This window comes from Asticcacaulis sp. AC402, from assembly GCF_000495835.1.
Taxonomy (GTDB): domain Bacteria; phylum Pseudomonadota; class Alphaproteobacteria; order Caulobacterales; family Caulobacteraceae; genus Asticcacaulis.
Genome location: NZ_AWGC01000014.1, coordinates 1 through 17,788, shown reverse-complemented (window position 1 = coordinate 17,788; position 17,788 = coordinate 1). Strand labels below are relative to the sequence as shown.

13 protein-coding genes are annotated in these 17,788 nt (G+C 59.7%); 9 read left to right on the top strand and 4 right to left on the bottom strand.

The features are described 5' to 3' along the window. Positions 1-161: 161 nt before the first annotated feature. Together ABAC402_RS28735 and ABAC402_RS39700 are read right to left on the bottom strand one after the other, a co-directional pair. The gene (locus ABAC402_RS28735) at positions 162-3,434 is read right to left on the bottom strand and encodes a DUF3427 domain-containing protein (protein WP_023449187.1); all 3,273 of its coding nucleotides are present in this window, start codon (positions 3,432-3,434) and stop codon (positions 162-164) included. A 302-nt stretch (positions 3,435-3,736) separates the two neighbouring features. Beyond that, complete coding sequence (locus ABAC402_RS39700) at positions 3,737-4,156, bottom strand: DUF4265 domain-containing protein (RefSeq protein ID WP_162148515.1); 420 nt, start codon at positions 4,154-4,156, stop codon at positions 3,737-3,739. A gap of 356 nt (positions 4,157-4,512) precedes the next feature. On the opposite strand from ABAC402_RS39700, the gene ABAC402_RS28730 reads away from it, so the two are divergent. Continuing rightward, entirely contained in the window at positions 4,513-4,848 is a 336-nt protein-coding gene (locus ABAC402_RS28730; protein WP_023449186.1) for a heavy metal-binding domain-containing protein, read from the top strand. Positions 4,849-4,851: 3 nt separating this feature from the next. Here the strand turns inward: ABAC402_RS28730 and ABAC402_RS28725 are convergent, their stop codons facing one another. Next, positions 4,852-5,121, bottom strand: coding sequence for a hypothetical protein (locus ABAC402_RS28725; RefSeq protein WP_023449185.1), 270 nt, complete (start codon positions 5,119-5,121; stop codon positions 4,852-4,854). Between the two features lie 323 nt (positions 5,122-5,444). Here ABAC402_RS28725 and carA point away from each other — a divergent pair, with 323 nt between their 5' ends. From carA to carB, 5 genes are all read left to right on the top strand, one after another. Beyond that, positions 5,445-6,632, top strand: coding sequence for a glutamine-hydrolyzing carbamoyl-phosphate synthase small subunit (carA, locus tag ABAC402_RS28720; RefSeq protein ID WP_031235468.1), 1,188 nt, complete (start codon positions 5,445-5,447; stop codon positions 6,630-6,632). Positions 6,633-6,726: 94 nt separating this feature from the next. Continuing rightward, entirely contained in the window at positions 6,727-7,443 is a 717-nt protein-coding gene (locus tag ABAC402_RS28715) for a response regulator (protein ID WP_023449183.1), read from the top strand. 173 nt (positions 7,444-7,616) lie between these two features. Continuing rightward, positions 7,617-8,126 (top strand): murein hydrolase activator EnvC, encoded by a 510-nt coding sequence (locus ABAC402_RS28710; protein ID WP_023449182.1) that lies wholly within the window; start codon positions 7,617-7,619, stop codon positions 8,124-8,126. A 231-nt stretch (positions 8,127-8,357) separates the two neighbouring features. Continuing rightward, positions 8,358-8,678 (top strand): PIN domain-containing protein, encoded by a 321-nt coding sequence (locus tag ABAC402_RS28705; protein ID WP_082179891.1) that lies wholly within the window; start codon positions 8,358-8,360, stop codon positions 8,676-8,678. A 145-nt stretch (positions 8,679-8,823) separates the two neighbouring features. Beyond that, entirely contained in the window at positions 8,824-12,117 is a 3,294-nt protein-coding gene (gene carB, locus ABAC402_RS28700; protein WP_023449180.1) for a carbamoyl-phosphate synthase large subunit, read from the top strand. A 36-nt stretch (positions 12,118-12,153) separates the two neighbouring features. Here carB and ABAC402_RS28695 read toward each other — a convergent pair whose 3' ends face one another. Next, positions 12,154-13,443 (bottom strand): hypothetical protein, encoded by a 1,290-nt coding sequence (locus ABAC402_RS28695; protein ID WP_155847354.1) that lies wholly within the window; start codon positions 13,441-13,443, stop codon positions 12,154-12,156. Positions 13,444-13,800: 357 nt separating this feature from the next. On the opposite strand from ABAC402_RS28695, the gene ABAC402_RS28690 reads away from it, so the two are divergent. From ABAC402_RS28690 to ABAC402_RS28680, 3 genes are all read left to right on the top strand, one after another. Then, positions 13,801-16,074, top strand: a complete 2,274-nt coding sequence (locus ABAC402_RS28690; RefSeq protein ID WP_023449178.1) for a DUF6311 domain-containing protein — start codon at positions 13,801-13,803, stop codon at positions 16,072-16,074. 208 nt (positions 16,075-16,282) lie between these two features. Beyond that, positions 16,283-16,756: a transcription elongation factor GreA gene (gene greA / locus ABAC402_RS28685; RefSeq protein ID WP_023449177.1), complete on the top strand. Its 474-nt coding sequence runs from the start codon at positions 16,283-16,285 to the stop codon at positions 16,754-16,756. 12 nt (positions 16,757-16,768) lie between these two features. Further along, a complete protein-coding gene (locus ABAC402_RS28680) occupies positions 16,769-17,761 on the top strand; it encodes a mitochondrial fission ELM1 family protein (protein ID WP_031235466.1) in 993 nt (330 codons plus the stop codon). The last annotated feature ends 27 nt before the right edge of the window (positions 17,762-17,788 follow it).

The following is a 17,788-nucleotide window of genomic DNA, read 5'->3' as shown; positions in this document are numbered from 1 at the left end:
TTCTTATACATCCCCATCGCTCTTCGATGGGGAGGGAGACCGCACGAACGCGCCAGGCCGCAGGCCGCCAGCGCGTGAGATGTGGTGGTGGGGCGACTTACTTTCTACCCTTCGGCGGCGGCCTGAACCTTCGCAAGTCGCCCCGATGCCCATAAAACCCGTCAATTAAGGCCGAGCACACGTCTCATGTGCGGCGGTACTGGGTTCCTCAATTTCCAAGTGACGGAGATTGGATTATTACCTTCCCATTCAACAAAATCTACGTCGCCGCTATACATAAAAGGCGTTGCCGTTGACCCGCGCTTTTTCGTCGGCCTAACAAAAAGGTGGATCAAATACCCCTTGTCGCGCTGGCTAATAATCCCCCCATGCTTCGATACCTGTGTTGTACGGTTCTGGCTTTGCCACCTTAGGTGTCGGTCGTCCACGAAGCCATCTTCGTACCTATGGTTATCCTGAAGACCGCTCTTATCGAGGGTGACGAGAATGAAGACATCATTCCCCTGCACCACAAAGCCTTGGTTCCACGACCCCGTGCTGAACTGTCCCCCATATAGCTTGGGGATATCCTCGCGCATATATTCCTGCCACACCTCAGGGCCCTTTGGCGTGTCATGGGTGAATTGCGTTTGGGGCTCAGACATTCCGTCGAAGCCATGGTCTGATTGCGCGTCCGTCGATGCGGATGCGCGAACAAGATATTCGGCAAGGCGCCAATCAATGACCTCTCTGGTCATGGCGTTGAAAGCGCTGACAAGGTCATCGCTGACCGAGAAGGTCGTGCGAAAAATGCCATCTTTGTAGTCGAAAAATGTACGCCCGGATGTTCCGCGGGCCTTGACCAAGGCATCAATCGGATTGACTTCCAGCAATCTGCGCACGGCGCCCGCATTGTCAATCGGCACGGTGATGGCGCTTCGGTAAATGGGGTGTCGCTTTGCGATGGTTGTAAACCGCGCCGTCAAAGGCTCAATGCCAAGGGCGCCCGGCAGGGCACCTTCCTGCTGGACGGCCTTTAGAAGCAGCATCTTGTAGCTTTTTGTCATCTGGGTCTTGGACAGGTTATCCAAAAACTCATGGTGAGCAGCGAGCACGCGCTTGTCTTGGTCCGAAATATCCTTGTGGTGATTTACAAACTCGAACCAAGATCCGTGACCCGAGGTGCGCGGGTTGAAGCCTGCATGAAACACTTCGAGCGCCGTCGGCCTTTCGCCAAACCTTAGCCGGAAATCGATGTAAAAGGCTTCGAGAGCGTCACCTTGGCTGGTCGACCGCAGCAGGCTCTGCATCAAGTCCATCGCCGCCAGGTCATAGGTAACGCTACACCCCGGTGGTAGCTCAAACTCACCGTCGCGCACCTGCTGGAGTTTGATGGCCAAGTCTCGGTCACCGGCATTGCAGTTCAGCAGCGCCCTCGCCTTGGTCAAAAATATCCGATGATTGCCAATGTAATCTATAACGTTCAGCCGCGTTTTGCCCTCTGATCGTCGCAGCCCACGGCCAAATTGCTGCATCCAAATCGTCGTCGACTCGGTCGGTCGCAGCATGAGGACAGTGTCAATATTGGGTATGTCGACGCCCTCGTTGAACATGTCGACGGCAAAAAGAATGTCCAATTCCCCTGCCTGAAGCGCGTCTAGCGAACTGGTGCGAGGTGCCGAGGTCTTGCCGGAATGCACCGACACGGCACGCATCCCCTTGGCTCGGAAAAACTCCGACATAAAATCAGCATGAAGCTGAGAACAACAGAAGGCCAAGGTCCGCTGACCGGCGTGTTTACGGTGTTGTTCTAAGGCGTTGCTCGCGCGGGCTTGGGTTGCCAAGGCAGCGGTAAGAGCCTTTTCGTCAAAGCCTGCGTTGCGCCACGGAATATTTGCATAGTCGACATCATCGGGCACACCAAAGTAGCTAAAGGCTGAGAGCAGACCAGAGGTAATCCCCTCGAATGCGTCGCAATCGAAGACGAGATTTTCCTGACACAATCCCAGCAGGTCGCCTCCGTCCATCCGTTCGGGAGTCGCCGTGAGCCCTATCATGAACTTTGGCGTAAAGTGGTCGATAAGCCCACGGTAGGTTCGCGCCGCCGCATGGTGAAATTCGTCAACGACGACATAGTCGAAGGCGTCCGGAGCGAAGTTACGCAAGTGAGCAACCTTACCCAGGGTTTGGATGGACGCGAACAGCACGTCGGCATCCAGATCCTTCTGCGTCCCGGTATAGCGGCCAAGACGGGCTTTGGGACGACAGACCCTGAATGTCTCCATCGCTTGTGACAGGATTTCTTCGCGATGAGCGACAAAAAGCACCGTCTTGAACTCGGGGCGATGGCTGTCAAAGGCACTCAGCCACGTCTTGCCCAACCCCGTCGCCAAGACGACCATGCCTGCCGTGTAGCCATCGCGCCGCGTCTCCTCCAAAGCCGAAAGGGCACGCCTCTGAATCAGATGTGGTACCGGTAGGATGAGCTCAGCTTCGGCTTCGACCTCCGCCGCCCTAAACTGGGTTTGCGTCGGTACGCCGCGGCGTTTTTCGTATTTGTCTATCCATTCATGGGTCAGAGACTTGACTTCAGGACGTGCCAGTAAGCCTTCAAAACCATTTAGGACGTCGCGCCATCCCCCATCCTGGTTGGGTGTGAACACGCGATAGTTCCACTCCACGCCGGTGCGCAGCGCCATTTCGGACAGGTTGGAACTCCCGACGAGCGCCACGCCCGTCCCATCAGCAAAGTGAAATATCCATGACTTTGGGTGAAAGCCAATCCTACCTGTTTCAAAGACATGCAAAGACACCTCACCCTCTAGATCCATCAAGCGACGCAGGGCATCTGGGTCTGTCACATCCAGATAGTCGCCTGTGATAAACCTCACCCGACCATCGCGATTGAGCAGATCTTGAAGATGGGATCGCAGGATGCGGATACCGCTCTCCATGGTGAAGGACACTGCTACGTCGACGCTTGACGCGCGGTCTATATGCGGCATCAGGTGACGAATGAGCGCGTCGTCGCCGCCAGAAATCAAGGCGCGGTTGTGCGGTACCCACATTTCTGGCTTGGGGACATCATCTGGCTTGGGTTCAACCAGAGAACCGTTCTGAATGAGGTAGTTTCCCTTGGCGGGAATGACGTGACGAACCCCGCCCCTCGGGTCCTTCATGTCCCCACGCCGGCGAGGAATGACATGAATATGGAAATGCGGAATCGTCTGGCCAGCCGCCTCGCCTTCGTTGAAGCCGACATTGAATCCGTCGACGGAAAACCTGTCTTTGATAAGGGATTTGGCCGTTTCGATGCCGTCTATAAGGGCCGTTTGTTCCGACGCGTGCAGGTCCGACCACGTGGCAATATGCCGATGCGGCGTCAGCAGCAAATGCCCCTCTGTAACAGGAAAAGCGTCCCAAATCCCCTTGATCAGAGCACCGAAAAACGCCAATCTACCTTCGGTCGGCAGGCAAAATGGACAGGCGTGCGGTGACAGAATAGGCCTCAATAGCGACGGGTTTCAGCGCCCATAGATGTACTACCACAGGTCGAAGCACAATAGATAATCACACTCTATCCGCAGGCTCTTCACCCGCCCCTCATTTAACCCGTATTATTCACCCCTTGGGTTATAGCGCACCAATACTTCGGTTTTTCGTCCCATTCGGACTCGCCTCGGAATTCCCGGAAATACGGGGCAAAAGGACAGGCCGGGCACGCGCCCATGTGGCCGCACAGGACCACGCCTACTGTTTAAGTGTCTGGCAAACACAACTCTGCATAACTAACTCGACCTTTTGCTTCTTCCACTGACAAATAGCTCGTCAAAATCTCGAACTCTGACAAGTTATGAGCGCTCACAGCAAGCATGTTATATTCAGGAAATTCTCCGTACTCCGAGTACAACCCCATGGCGCGAATTCTTTGATAAACTTCCTCAGAAGAGTCTGGCTCAACAAAAATAATTGAGACTGAGCCTCTTCCACTTGATGATTTTAAACTTAAGTATCTATAGTTTATTGAATCTCCAAATGACTCACAAAAAATCTTGTAACCGACAGCAATACCCTGAATGAAAAAAGGAGTATTGTCGATTTCAACGATATTTTCGCTAATGAGATATCCGTTTAAAATCTCCACCGAGATGGGGGGATAAACCTTATCTACTTCCAAAGAAAAATGTATTCTTATAGCTCGCATATAATTCTATTCCAGTATTATAGCGCTATCTCTATTATAAACTACGCAAATCCAATTTGAATAGTGGCAGCATTTTGTGGACATGTTGTCAATTGGGTAATTGTTAGTTGCCCGATGTGTAATGAAACTCGATTTGCCCGGCAGTCTTCGCCAGGAAAAGACATCTGAACCGCCTGGCGCGCGGTGGGAGAGGTCCGAACAATTATCCAGGCAATCGGCCGTGGCCACGCGAAGCGACACAGACGTCATTGATGCGCACACCTGCGTGACCGCGACTGGACACGGCTCAGGACTGTGGCAAGGTCCGTCTGCAACACGGAGGATTCGCCATGCAGATGACCACCACACATACCATCGAAGGTTCCCACATCAGCCAGTACCTCGGCATCGTTACCGGGGAAGCCATCCTGGGCGCCAATATCTTCCGCGACTTCTTCGCCGGGATCCGCGACATCGTCGGCGGCCGTTCCAACGCCTATGAGGAAGTCCTGCGCGAAGGGCGCGACGCCGCCTTGCGCGAAATGGAAGCCGAAGCCGCCAAGCGCGGCGCCAACGCCATTGTCGGCATCGACATCGACTATTCCACCGTCGGCCAGAGCGGCAGCATGCTGATGGTCAGCTGCACCGGGACCGCCGTAACAATCCAGCCGGGAACCGCGCGGTAAGGCTTACGAGATCACGCCGTTGCGCGGCACGGCCTTGACGTTGCGAGCGGCGTACAGCGAGTTCGACGCCAGCTGGCTGACGGTGCCCAGGCCGAGGGCATCGAGCAGGGAGCGAATCTTGACGAGTCTGTCGCTGAGTTCGCCACGGCGAATTTCCAGCTCATTGCGCCGCAGTTCCATGGCAGACAGCTCCATTTCAAGCCCTGCCTTTTCTTGCTCGATCATTTCGATGTCCGCCGATGTCAGTAGTATGGCGGGTGCTTCGTGCGTCATTGTGCGACTCCCCTGAAAACCTTGTTGTGCGTAGCACAAGACTGCCATATCGAACCATTCGCATGACAGTGTTATGACACTAACCGTTTCGATGTGACGATATGACGAAAAAAATGCGCGCGCCATAGGATTCATCCGCCAAGTCGCCAATTTGTGACGAGTCTCCCTGGACGGGAAAGACCGCATCAGGGCAGCGGCATCGGGCAGTTAAATGGTCTTGCGTCACAATAAGTCTTGATACGCCCACCTCATGCCCCTATGTGTGCGGCCGTTTGCGCGCCGGTCGCCCGTGCGTGCCCGTGGCGCCACAGGAGATGCCCCCAATGACCCCCGAAACGGCTAAACGTGTTGAAGGTTGCACAGCGGTATTGGTGCTGTCTGACGGCACAGTCTATCAGGGCGTGGGTTGCGGCGCCACCGGCGAAGTCCTGGGCGAGGTTTGCTTCAACACCGCCATGACCGGCTACCAGGAAATCTTGACCGATCCGTCCTATATGGAACAGATCATCGCCTTCACCTTTCCGCATGTCGGCAATGTCGGCGTTAATGCCGAAGACGTCGAGCAACTCGGAGATGACCCCAGGCGCGCCGCCCGGGGTGCCATCTTCCGCGACGCCCCAACCCCGCCGGCCAACTGGCGTTCGACATTGAGCTTCAATGACTGGCTGACGGCGCGCGGCATCGTCGCCATTTCCGGTATCGACACGCGCGCCCTGACCCGTCGCATCCGCGAAAACGGCATGCCGCACGGCATCGTGGCGCATGATCCGTCGGGCGATTTCGACATCCCGGCCCTGGTCCATAAAGCCGCCGCATGGAAGGGTCTGGGCGGGCTCGACCTGGCGGTCAACGCCACGGTGACGCAGCCGGCCGGCTTTACCACCGACCTGTGGCAGTGGCCGCAAGGCTTCTCTCAGGGCACCCGGCACGATTTCAAAGTCGTGGTCATAGACTACGGCGTCAAGCAGAACATCCTGCGCGCCCTGGTCGATATCGGCGCCGACGTTTACGTCGTGCCGGCCCAAACCCCGGCCGAGGCGATTCTCGACATGGCTCCCGATGGCGTACTGCTGTCCAACGGTCCTGGCGACCCGGCGGCCACCGCCATCTATGCCGTGCCCGTTATTCGCCAGATCATCGCGGCCGGTGTGCCGGTGTTCGGCATCTGCCTGGGCCACCAGATGCTGGGACTGGCGTTGGGCGCTGCCACCCTCAAGATGAGCCAGGGCCATCATGGCGCCAACCACCCGGTCAAGGACAAGACCACCGGCAAGGTTGAGATCGTGTCGATGAACCACGGCTTTGCCATCGACCAGGCGACCCTGCCCGCCGGCGTGGTCGAAACCCACGTTTCATTGTTCGACGGCAGCAACTGCGGCATCGCCATGACGAATGCACCGGTGTTCAGCGTCCAGCACCACCCGGAAGCTTCGCCCGGCCCCGTCGACAGTCTGTATCTGTTCGAGCGCTTCGCCGAAAACATGCGGGTCTACAAAAAAGTCGCCGCCTGACGCTGAATTTTTGGCCGTTTGCGTGATGATGGCTGTCGTGGGGTAGCGACTCGCGGCATGCTTGGACAAATATGTGTCTTGAACTAGGGTCAGAATGTCCGACTCCGCGCCGGAAAAACCCAATATTCTTGCCGTCGATGATGACGAATCCATCCGCGAGCTGCTGAAGGCAACCCTGACGCGCCAGGGTTTTCGTGTCTTCCTGGCCGATGGCGGCAAGGCGATGGATGCGGTTCTGGCCGATACCCGCATCGACCTGATCGTGCTCGACAGCATGATGCCCGGAGAAGACGGGCTCGCCATCTGCGAACGCCTGAGCCAGAATAATGGCCCGCCGATCATCATGCTCAGTGCCCGCGGCGACGATGTCGCCCGCATCAAGGGCCTGAACCTTGGCGCCGAAGACTATATGGCCAAGCCGTTCAACAGCGACGAACTGGGGTTACGTATCCGCAAAGTCCTGCGCCGAACGCCGGGCTCGGTGCGCGACGAGGCCGACATAACCCGCTTCTTCGGCTGGAGCCTGGACAATCGCACGCGCCGGCTGACCTCGCCGGCCGACAAGATGCTGATCCTGTCCGCCGCCGAATTCGCCGTGCTGCACGTCTTCCTGGCCCAGCGCGACCGCCCGCTTCGCCGCGACCAGGTGGTGGAGCGGATGTCCGAGATGCACGACGATTCAACCGACCGGTCGCTGGACACCCTGATCTCGCGCCTGCGCCGCAAGCTGAAACATATTGCTCCCGAGGGCGAGGACGACGTGATTCAGACGGTCTACGGCGTAGGCTACATGTTCCGGCCGGTACGTTAGAGCGCAAGCCGAAAGCGGGAGCGCCCGTGCGGTGGTGTCCACTTTATCGAAACGGGCTATAACATTGACGGCGACGTAAAACTTGCGACAGCAGGGTAAGAATTTTTTCGACCGGTGTTAAACTCCCTGCCGTATAGTCCTCCTATCAAGACGCACAAAGACCGGTGATAGAGATGACGACCTCCAGACTGCATTCCCTGACCCTGGCGATCGCCATAACCCTGATCGTGGCCGCCTTTGGTCTCCTTCTGGGCGGCTCCGCGCATGCCCAGGCCGCCTGCGGAACGATTCGCCTGGCACCCGTTGTTCAGGGCGAGGTCTGGCAGGGTTACGGCGAGGCCACACCACTGTTCACTGTCGGCGGGCCGGTCGGCAGCCGCGGCATAATCTATCGCACCGCCGCCGGCGCCGACGTCACGGCCCCGGCCAGCGGCACGGTCGACTATGCCGGTCCGGTCGAGAACCTGGGCCAGGTGGTGGTGCTGAACATCGGCGGCGACCGTCGGGTCGTCCTGACCGGCCTGTCGGACCTGCGGGTCGTTACCGGCGACCGCATCGCCCAGGGCGGCCGCCTGGGCGGCATGGCCCACACCGGCAATGACGCGGCCTTCCTGTATATGGAACTGCGTTGCGGCGAGGAACCGGTCAACCCCACGCTGGTCATGACCGTCGCGATGCAATAGCTGGTTTGACGGTCCCTCACCCGGCGTCAAACCCCTCCGCCTCACCCTCCGGGGGAGGCGGTTTTTTGTGACGGGCAAGGCGGATAGATATCTTAATATATACCGCAATATCTGCTGATCATCTGCCATGGACGATACTGCAAAGATCTTTATGACCGGCCGAAGCCAGGCTGTCCGCCTTCCCAAGGATTATCGCTTCGAAGGTGAAGACGTCTTTATCCGGCGAGATCCCTGTCCATCGAAAAGGCGACAATCTCAATCGTCACACGGGCGGAAATCCTGTTCGGTTTGGCCAAAGCGGGACACCCGCCGCGCCTGGACCACTCAGTGGACGTCTTTTTCCGTACCGTGACGGTTTTGCACTGGGCCGGGTCCGAAGCCCGGGCCTACGGCAACCTGCGCCGAAACTGCGAATCGCAGGGAATCACCATCGCGCCTTTGGACCTGATGATCGCCGCCCAGGCTTTGTCTGCCAGCGCTATTCTGGTGACAAACGACACAGCCCGCATGCGCCTGACGCCTTGGCTACCTGTCGAAGACTGGACCGCCTAAATTTGTAAATTTTGCGGGTTGCACTGCACACCCTAAGGCACTAAAGCACCCGCTTAGCCCAAAACCGGCACTTCCCCGCCACGGCCCGCGTCCTTAACGCAGGCCGTCACTTCGCGCGCGACCCGATTGTTACGAAAGACCGACTATGCCCAAACGTACAGATATCAAGTCCATCCTGATCATCGGCGCCGGGCCTATCGTCATTGGTCAAGCCTGCGAGTTCGACTATTCCGGCGTGCAGGCCTGTAAAGCTTTGCGTCAGGAAGGCTACCGCATCATCCTGGTCAATTCCAACCCGGCGACCATCATGACCGATCCGGACGTCGCCGATGCCACCTATATTGAGCCGATCACGCCGGAATTCGTCGAAAAGATCATCGCCCGCGAGCGCCCCGACGCCCTCCTGCCGACCATGGGCGGGCAGACGGCGCTCAACACCGCCCTGGCGCTGGAAAACTCCGGCGTCCTCGCCAAATACAATGTCGAGATGATCGGCGCCAAGGCCGAGGTCATCGACAAGGCCGAGGACCGCCAGAAGTTCCGTAACGCCATGGACAAGCTGGGGCTGGAATCGGCCAAGTCGTCCGTCGCCCACACCATGGAAGAAGCCATGGCGGGCCTGGAGGCGATTGGCGGCCTGCCGGCGGTCATCCGTCCGTCCTTTACCCTGGCCGGTACCGGCGGCGGCATCGCCTTCAACATGGAAGAGTTCAAGGAGATCGTCGCCAACGGGCTGGACCTGTCCCCGACCACCGAGGTCCTGATCGAGGAGTCGATCCTGGGCTGGAAGGAATACGAGATGGAGGTCGTGCGCGATACCGCCGACAATTGCATCATCGTCTGCTCGATCGAGAACGTCGACCCGATGGGCGTCCACACCGGTGATTCGATCACCGTCGCCCCGGCCCTGACCATGACCGACAAGGAGTATCAAATCATGCGTTCGGCCAGCCTGGCCGTGCTGCGTGAGATCGGCGTCGAAACCGGCGGTTCCAACGTCCAGTTCGCGCTCAACCCGGCCGACGGCCGCTTGATCGTCATCGAAATGAACCCGCGCGTATCGCGCTCGTCCGCCCTCGCGTCGAAAGCGACCGGCTTTCCGATTGCCAAGATCGCCGCGAAGCTGGCCGTCGGCTATACGCTCGACGAACTGCAAAACGACATCACCCAGACGACGCCGGCCGCGTTCGAGCCCAGCATCGATTACGTCGTCACCAAGATCCCGCGTTTTGCCTTTGAAAAGTACCCCGGTTCCGAGCCTTTGCTCGGCACCTCGATGAAGTCGGTCGGCGAGGTCATGGCGATTGGCCGGACCTTTGCCGAGTCGATGCAGAAGGCCTTGCGCGGGCTGGAAACCGGCCTGTCCGGCTTTGACGAAGTCGAAATTCCTGGCGTCAAGAATGCCGAACACCAGGCTGTCCGCGAAGCCGTCATCCGCGAACTGGGCCGCGCCACACCGGATCGCATCCGCGTCATTGCCCAGGCCTTCCGTCATGGTCTCAGCGTCGAAGACATAAATGCCGCCTGTTTCTATGAGCCGTGGTTCCTGCGCCAGATCGAGACCATCGTTTCCGAAGAGGCCAAGATCGCCGTCCTCGGCCTGCCCCAGACCGCCAAGGCAATGCGCTCGCTGAAGGCGATGGGCTTCTCCGACGTGCGCCTGGCCAAACTGACCGGCACAACCGAGGTCGAGGTTCGGACGGCACGCCGCGCTTTGGGTGTGCGCCCGGTCTTTAAGCGAATCGACACCTGCGCCGCCGAGTTCCGGTCCAACACCGCCTACATGTATTCGACCTACGAATCGGGCGCCCTGGGCCAGCCGGCCGAGAACGAGGCTGAACCGACTGACCGCAAGAAGGCCATCATCCTGGGCGGCGGTCCCAACCGGATCGGCCAGGGCATCGAGTTCGACTATTGCTGCTGTCATGCTGCCTTTGCCTTCAAGGACATCGGCGTCGAGGCCATCATGGTCAACTGCAACCCGGAAACCGTGTCGACCGATTACGACACCTCCGACCGCCTCTATTTCGAGCCGCTGACCGCAGAAGACGTGCTGGAACTGATCGCGGTGGAACAGTCGAACGGACAACTGCTGGGCGTGGTCGTCCAGTTCGGCGGCCAGACGCCCCTGAAGCTGGCCCAGGCGCTGGAGGACGAGGGCATTCCGATCCTCGGCACCTCTCCCGACGCCATCGACCTGGCCGAGGACCGCGAACGCTTTCAGCACCTTCTGCGCGATATCGGACTGACCCAGCCAATCAACGCCATCGCGCGGACACCGGAGGAGGCCTTCCGTGCTGCCCATGAAGTCGGCTACCCCATCGTTATCCGTCCCTCCTATGTCCTGGGCGGCCGCGCCATGGAGATCATCCGCGACGACGAACAACTGACCCGCTATGTTCGCGAAGCCGTGAAGGTGTCCGGCGACTCACCCGTCCTGATCGACCAGTATCTGTCGGCAGCCATCGAGGTCGACGCCGACGCTCTCGCTGACGGCGAAACCGTGTTTGTTGCCGGCATCATGGAACATATCGAAGAAGCCGGCGTGCACTCGGGCGACTCGGCCTGTTCGCTGCCACCGTTTTCGCTCAAGGCGGAAACCGTCAAGGAACTGGAACGCCAGACCATCGAACTGGCCAGGGCGCTGCAGGTTCGCGGCCTGATGAACGTTCAGTTCGCCATCGAAAACCCCTATACCGACCCAAAGATCTACGTGCTGGAAGTCAACCCGCGCGCTTCGCGGACCGTTCCCTTCGTCGCCAAGACTTTGGGGCAACCGCTGGCCGGCATCGCCGCCAAGATCATGGCCGGCATGTCACTGGCGCAGTTCAATCTGAAACCGCGCGACTATCGCCACGTCGCCGTCAAGGAAGCCGTCTTCCCCTTCGCCCGCTTCGCCAATGTCGACACGGTCCTGGGGCCGGAAATGCGCTCGACCGGCGAGGTCATGGGCCTGGACTGGATGCGCGACGGCGAGGACATGATCGAGGCCTTCTCGCGCGCTTTCGCCAAGTCGCAGTTGGGTAGCGGCACGATCTTGCCGACTCAGGGCAAGGTTTTCGTCTCGGTCAAGGATCAGGACAAGCCTGTCATCGTCGACTCGGTGCGCCAACTGCTGGAGATGGGCTTCAAGGTCGTCGCCACGGGCGGAACCTATGACTATCTGGCGGCGCAGGGCGTCGAGGTTGAAAAGGTCAAGAAGGTTCTGGAGGGTCGTCCGAATATCCTGGATGGCATCAAAAACGGCGAGATCGCTCTGGTGTTCAACACCACGGAAGGTAAGCAGTCCCTGGCCGACTCCTTCTCAATCCGCCGCACGACCCTGATGATGAAGATTCCGTACTATACGACGGCATCGGGCGCGGTCGCTGCCACCCGCGCCATCGCCAGCGCCCGCAAGGGCGACCTGGATGTGCGTCCATTGCAGGAATATGCCTGAGGCGGGTGGCAGAGACGCCTGCCACCCAGGGCCGGATCAGAATCTGACACCAGGCAGGTGATACGAGGTCGATATGTTCCTGGTCGCAAGCTCAACTGAAATCATCGTCAACTGGCCTGCCTCGCTGCGGTAGAAACATCCGAGGCTAGCCGAATTTTGCGCCACGCAGCTTATCGGTCCGGCGACCGGTGTTTGCAGGTCGCGCATCTCCTCGACCCACTCTGAGCCTGTATAGCGGCTAACGGCGACCTCGTGGCTTGGGCCCAATGTGGTACGATGCAGGCATCCGACGGTTAGCAACTCAGGATGCGGCCCGCCCCAACTGGCCCGTGGCGTTAGAATGACGCAATTGGGTTGCTGACCAGTGGCTATTGGCACGCCGCGGGACCTCCATCCGCCCGTTGCCGGATCCGAAGGCATGCCAGGTCGCTCGTCAATGCCGCGCACCCACAGCCGGTCATCGAAATCGCCACCGGCACCCAACGCGAAGCAGACGCGTTTTCCGCCGCGCTCGCTGGTCGCACCCGGGGCAAAGTCGAACAACAGCTCATGACATGCCGGACGTCCGGTCAGTTCGAGGCCGGGACCGGGTCCGCGGTACGAGGCCCCCCAAACCGGGCGCTCAAACGCCGCGGGCCGGCCATCGGGGAATTGCCATTTTTGAAAGCGCAGGAGTTGCACATTGCTGGTTGGACCTTCGCGACCGGAATAGGCGGTAAACAGCGTGCAATAGTCATCCATGACGCCGGTGGTGACGCAATTGCCGATGTGACCCGCCCAGATCACTTCCCAGTCAGTCCAGGCCATCACTGTGCCACTCAGGCGATAACGCTTCATGTACACCTGGCCCGCATCGGTGCGGACAAGACACGCCAGATTAATTGAATAGTTCAGACATGTCAGTTCGTTGTCCGCGTGATCGATCGATCCGGACCCGGGGGCACCCAAATCCTCCCACGCGCCCCAGCTGCTGCCCGTCGTCTTGGAATGTACCACATGTCCGGCGGCCGAAATTGCAAAGCAGTCCCGGCGGCCGGTGTTACGCCGCTGGAAGCAACTGATGGCGCGTGAATTCGGCGACAGGCCACTGCCAACCACCGTCCAGCCTTCGCGCATCGTCGGCGCCGAACGCCTCTGCCAGTTCTGAAGGGTGTTGCCGGTGTCGATGACAAAACAGTCGATACCCGTCCGCTCGGGCGCGCTACTCGGCAGGCCGACCACATAACATTCGGGCGCCAGCTTTTCCGATGCCGCGCTGGCGGACCCCAAACCCAGGCCTGCGGCCAGAACAGCCACGGCCGCCGCAAGTTTCACGATTGCGCGCATATCCATCCCCTGCTTTATTTTATAACATTGTTACCCCGATCGCGGCAGGTGATCAACAGTCTGCAAGTCGGGTTGAAGCGGGGCTGAGGACGCGTTCGCGACATGTGCAGCCAGTGCTGTTATAAGCCCTGGCGGAACCGATCAGGGCGACGGGACGCAACAGAGGTGTAACAAAATGTCACCCGTTCACAGGCTTGTGAACTTCGTCGATTCGCGTACACTGTGACTTGAAATCATCCTGTTATCGTCACAAGAGCTTATCGCGTTGGACAAAAGGTCCTTCGCGACGCCGCCGCAGACAGGCACGACGATTGCAGGAGCCCCCTGCCCGCCTCCGTCCGAGTATCGAAAAAGATTATGCGTTTGCCGACCTGGAACTGGCGCTCCCTGATGAGCCAGCCCCAAGCCTTTGTGACAAACCTGCCGCCCCAGGTCTGGACGGGTGTGTTCCGCGCCGCCTGTTGCCTGGCGCCCGTCGTCCTGTTTCTGTGTTTCTTTAATCCTTACATTGTCGACCCGACCCGGATCGGCTGGGTGCTGGAGGCCGACTGGGGCCAGCACGTCCTTGGCTGGAACGCCTACCGCCATTGCGCCGAAAGCCTCAACCATCAGACCTGCCTGGCCGCCCCTGTCGGTAATACCCTGATGTCGCTGGACGCCAATCCGCCGTTCGCCTTCCTGTTCAAACCTTTTGCCAGTCTCCTGCCCGAGAACTTCCAGTATATCGGGCTGTGGTTCGCCATGTGCGTGGCCCTGCACTTCTTCGTCGCCTACCACCTTGTCCGGCCGTACGCGCAGCACCGCTGGATGGCATTTGGCGGCGCCATTGTGCTGAGCCTGCTGCCGATTCTCTATTACCGCATGCGCCACGACACCCTGGTGGCCCAGTTTCTGGTCCTGTGGGGCCTTCACATCTTCCTCAACGTGCAGACTGAGCGCGCCAAGATGTGGCATTGGATCGGCCTGCTCGGTTTTGCCGGCCTGCTGCACCCCTACCTTCTGTTCATGATCGCTGCCATCTGGGGCGGCGATGTCCTGCGCCGCTTCTGGCCGGCCGCGAGAACGTTCGACCGCAAGGCGCTGATCGACATGACCTGGCGCGCCGTCCTTGTTCTGGCAGCCCCCATCATCACCATGGGCATTGCCGGCACCTACACCAAGGGTATGGCGTCGGGTGCCGGCGGCTGGGGTTACTACACCGCCGGGATCGATGCCTTCTTCAATCCCGTGCGCCAGGACTTCTCCAATATCCTGAAGGCAACGCCCCTGAACGGCGGCCAGTCGTTCGAAGGCTATCAGTATCTCGGGTTCGGCCTTCTTGTGCTGATTGTCATCGCCGTGGTGCTGTACCTGACCTCACCCGAAGCCAAGCGGTCGAAAGACTTCCTCAACAAGCTGTGGCCCCTGGCCTTGCCGATGCTGTGCCTGGCCCTGATTGCCGTCTCGAACAACGCCAAGTTCTTCAACATGACGGTGTGGAATTTCCCGTTGCCCGAAGTCCTGCGCGAACCGGCATCCATCCTGCGCGCGTCGGGGCGGATGATGTGGCCGATCGCCTACCTGATGATCCTGACCGCGCTGGTGGTGCTGTTCAGGGCGCGCCCCAAGACCGTTGGCGTGCTGCTACCCCTGGTTATCGCGGTCCAGGCCTATGACATTTCGGGTTTTGCCGCCGCCATGCGCAAGGCCACGGGCCTCGCCCAGAGCGAGAAGATCTATTACCTGACGCCGTCGCCGCTGTGGGACAAGCTGGTCGAAGCTTCGGACGGTGTCGACTTCTATCCAGCCAATGTCCACCTGAACCAGAAGCTGTTCTATGAGGTCACCTGGCGCGCCACCTCGAACAAGCTGCCGGTCAATACCATGTATGCGGCGCGTGAGAACCTGATCCAGGTCGGCTATCAGGACGCCAGCCAGGACGCCTTCAAAAGCGGCCAGGTCAAGTCCAACCACCTGCTGGTCTTCCTCAAGCAGTGCGACGCTCCGGCCAATCTGCGTCCGCGCCTGCGCATGCTGGACGGGGTGTGGATTTTGCCGCCGGAAGCGGCCATGGACCTGCCGCTCGACAAGCCGGTGTGGGATCCGATCCGATCGGAACTTCGCTTTGGCTGGCTGGATCAGGGCACCTGCATGCTGGACCAGAACTGGTCGCGCCCCGACACGGAAGGGACCTGGAGCGACGGCCCCGACGCCAATGTCATGATCCCGATCAAGCATGTCGAGTTCGATACGCCCAAGCCACGCAAGCTGGACCTGAACCTGAAGGCCAAGAGCCGCCGCACGGTCCAGGTCAGCGTCATGGTCAACGACGTCAAGGTCGATGAAATCGAACTGAAGCCACGCGCCAGCCAGCATACGATTTCGTTGCCGGCCTCGGTGCTGCGCAAGGACACGCTCAGGTTACGTTTCGTGGTCAACACGCCCGAACCTGTGGTCAGCGAAGGCGCAGCCGAATCGTCGGCGAGCAGTTCTGCGCCGCGCAGCGGCCGCAGCCAGATTGCCCGCCAGCCAGAGCCGCAATCCGAGCCGCAAACGGGGCAAAGCCTGGGGATCAAACTGATCAATATCAAGCTCACCGACCCCGACGCCGACCCGGAAGACGAGCCCCCCGCCAAACCCCTAAAGGGTTGAAAACCAGTATAAAAAGCCCGGCACAAAACTCCTCTTCCAAATTCGCAGAAATCGCACTATACAGGCCGTGACGCCGCTCTTGTGCACCGCAAGGTGAACAGGGCGGCCTCTTTCACAGTCTTAGCCTTCAGCCCTGCCGGTTGTATTCACCCTCAACCGGTTGTAGGGCTTTTCGTCATTCCTCTGGGTGTTTCAAGAATAATCGCACATGGAAAAAGTGCCGATGACCGTTGGGGGCTACAAGGCTCTCGACGATGAACTGAAGCGACTCAAGCAGACTGAGCGCCCGGCCGTGATCGCGGCCATCTCTGAGGCCCGCTCACACGGAGACCTTTCCGAAAACGCAGAGTATCATGCTGCCAAGGAACGTCAGGGCTGGATCGAAGGTCAGATCGCTGACATCGAGGACAAGATCAGCCGCGCTCAGGTGATCGACGTCTCGAAGCTGTCGGGCCTGAACGTCAAGTTCGGCGCCACGGTCACGGTGATCGACGAGGACACCGAAGAAGAGGGCCGCTACCAGGTTGTGGGCGACCACGAGGCCGACGTCAAATCGGGCAAGATCTCGCTGTCGTCGCCGCTATCGCGGGCGATGATCGGCAAGGAAGTCGGCGATGTCGTTGAAGTCGTGACGCCCGGCGGCGTCAAGGCGTACGAAATCCTCAAGGTCGAATGGATCTGACCCGCTACGGTGATGAAACCTGACCCAGCTCAGCCTGTGACGATCTGGGCCGTGTCCGACGGACGCGCCGGTATCGAAAACCAGGTTCTGGGCCTGGCCGAAGCCGTTGCACGCGTGATTGCGGCCCGGATCATCGTCAAACGCATCCTCTATGAGCCCGCGTTCGACCGTTGGCCGACGGTGCTGAAACTATGGCCGGATCGTATGCTGGCTGCGGACAGTGACCGCATCGAAGCGCCCTACCCTGACATCTGGATCGCCGCCGGCCGGGCGACCCTACCCTTCTCGCTGCGCATGAAGACGCGCTCGGATGGCAAGACCCTGGTGGTCCAGCTCCAGGATCCGAAAGAGAAGCTGTCAGCCTTCGACCTGGTCATTGCGCCTGAGCACGATGAGGTCAGAGGCGAAAATGTCCTGTCGCTGCTGGGGTCGACCAATCGTATCACGCCTGAGCGTTTGACAGCCGAAGCTGCCGGCTGGCAGGATCTGGCGGCCCTGCGACCTCCGCGCGTCGCGGTACTGGTCGGGGGCAAATCGAAAACCCACGACCTGACGCCGGCACGCGCCCGTTCGATGGCCGCCGCCATCCGGCAGGCCGTCGGTTCGGGCAGCCTGCTGATGACGCTGTCGCGCCGTACGCCGGACGATGCCCGCGCGGTCTTCCACGACGTGCTGGGTGATCTGCCCGGCTTCATTTACGACGGCCAGGGCGGCAACCCTTATTTTGCTGTCCTGGACGCTGCCGAACATATCCTGGTCACCGAAGACTCGGTCAACATGGCCACTGAAGCCGCCGTCACCGGCAAGCCCGTTTATCGCCTGGCCATGGACCGCTTGCGCGCCGAGGGCAAGTTCGCCCGCTTCCACGACGCATTGGAACACCGCGGCATCGTTCGCCCGTTCGAGGGTACGCTCAAGACCTGGACCTATACCCCTTTGAACGAAACCGCCCGCGCCGCCGCCAAGGTGGTTGAGGTGTTTAACCACAAAGCCAGGCGACAATAGCGATTTCTTCTCCTCCCTATCGAAGTG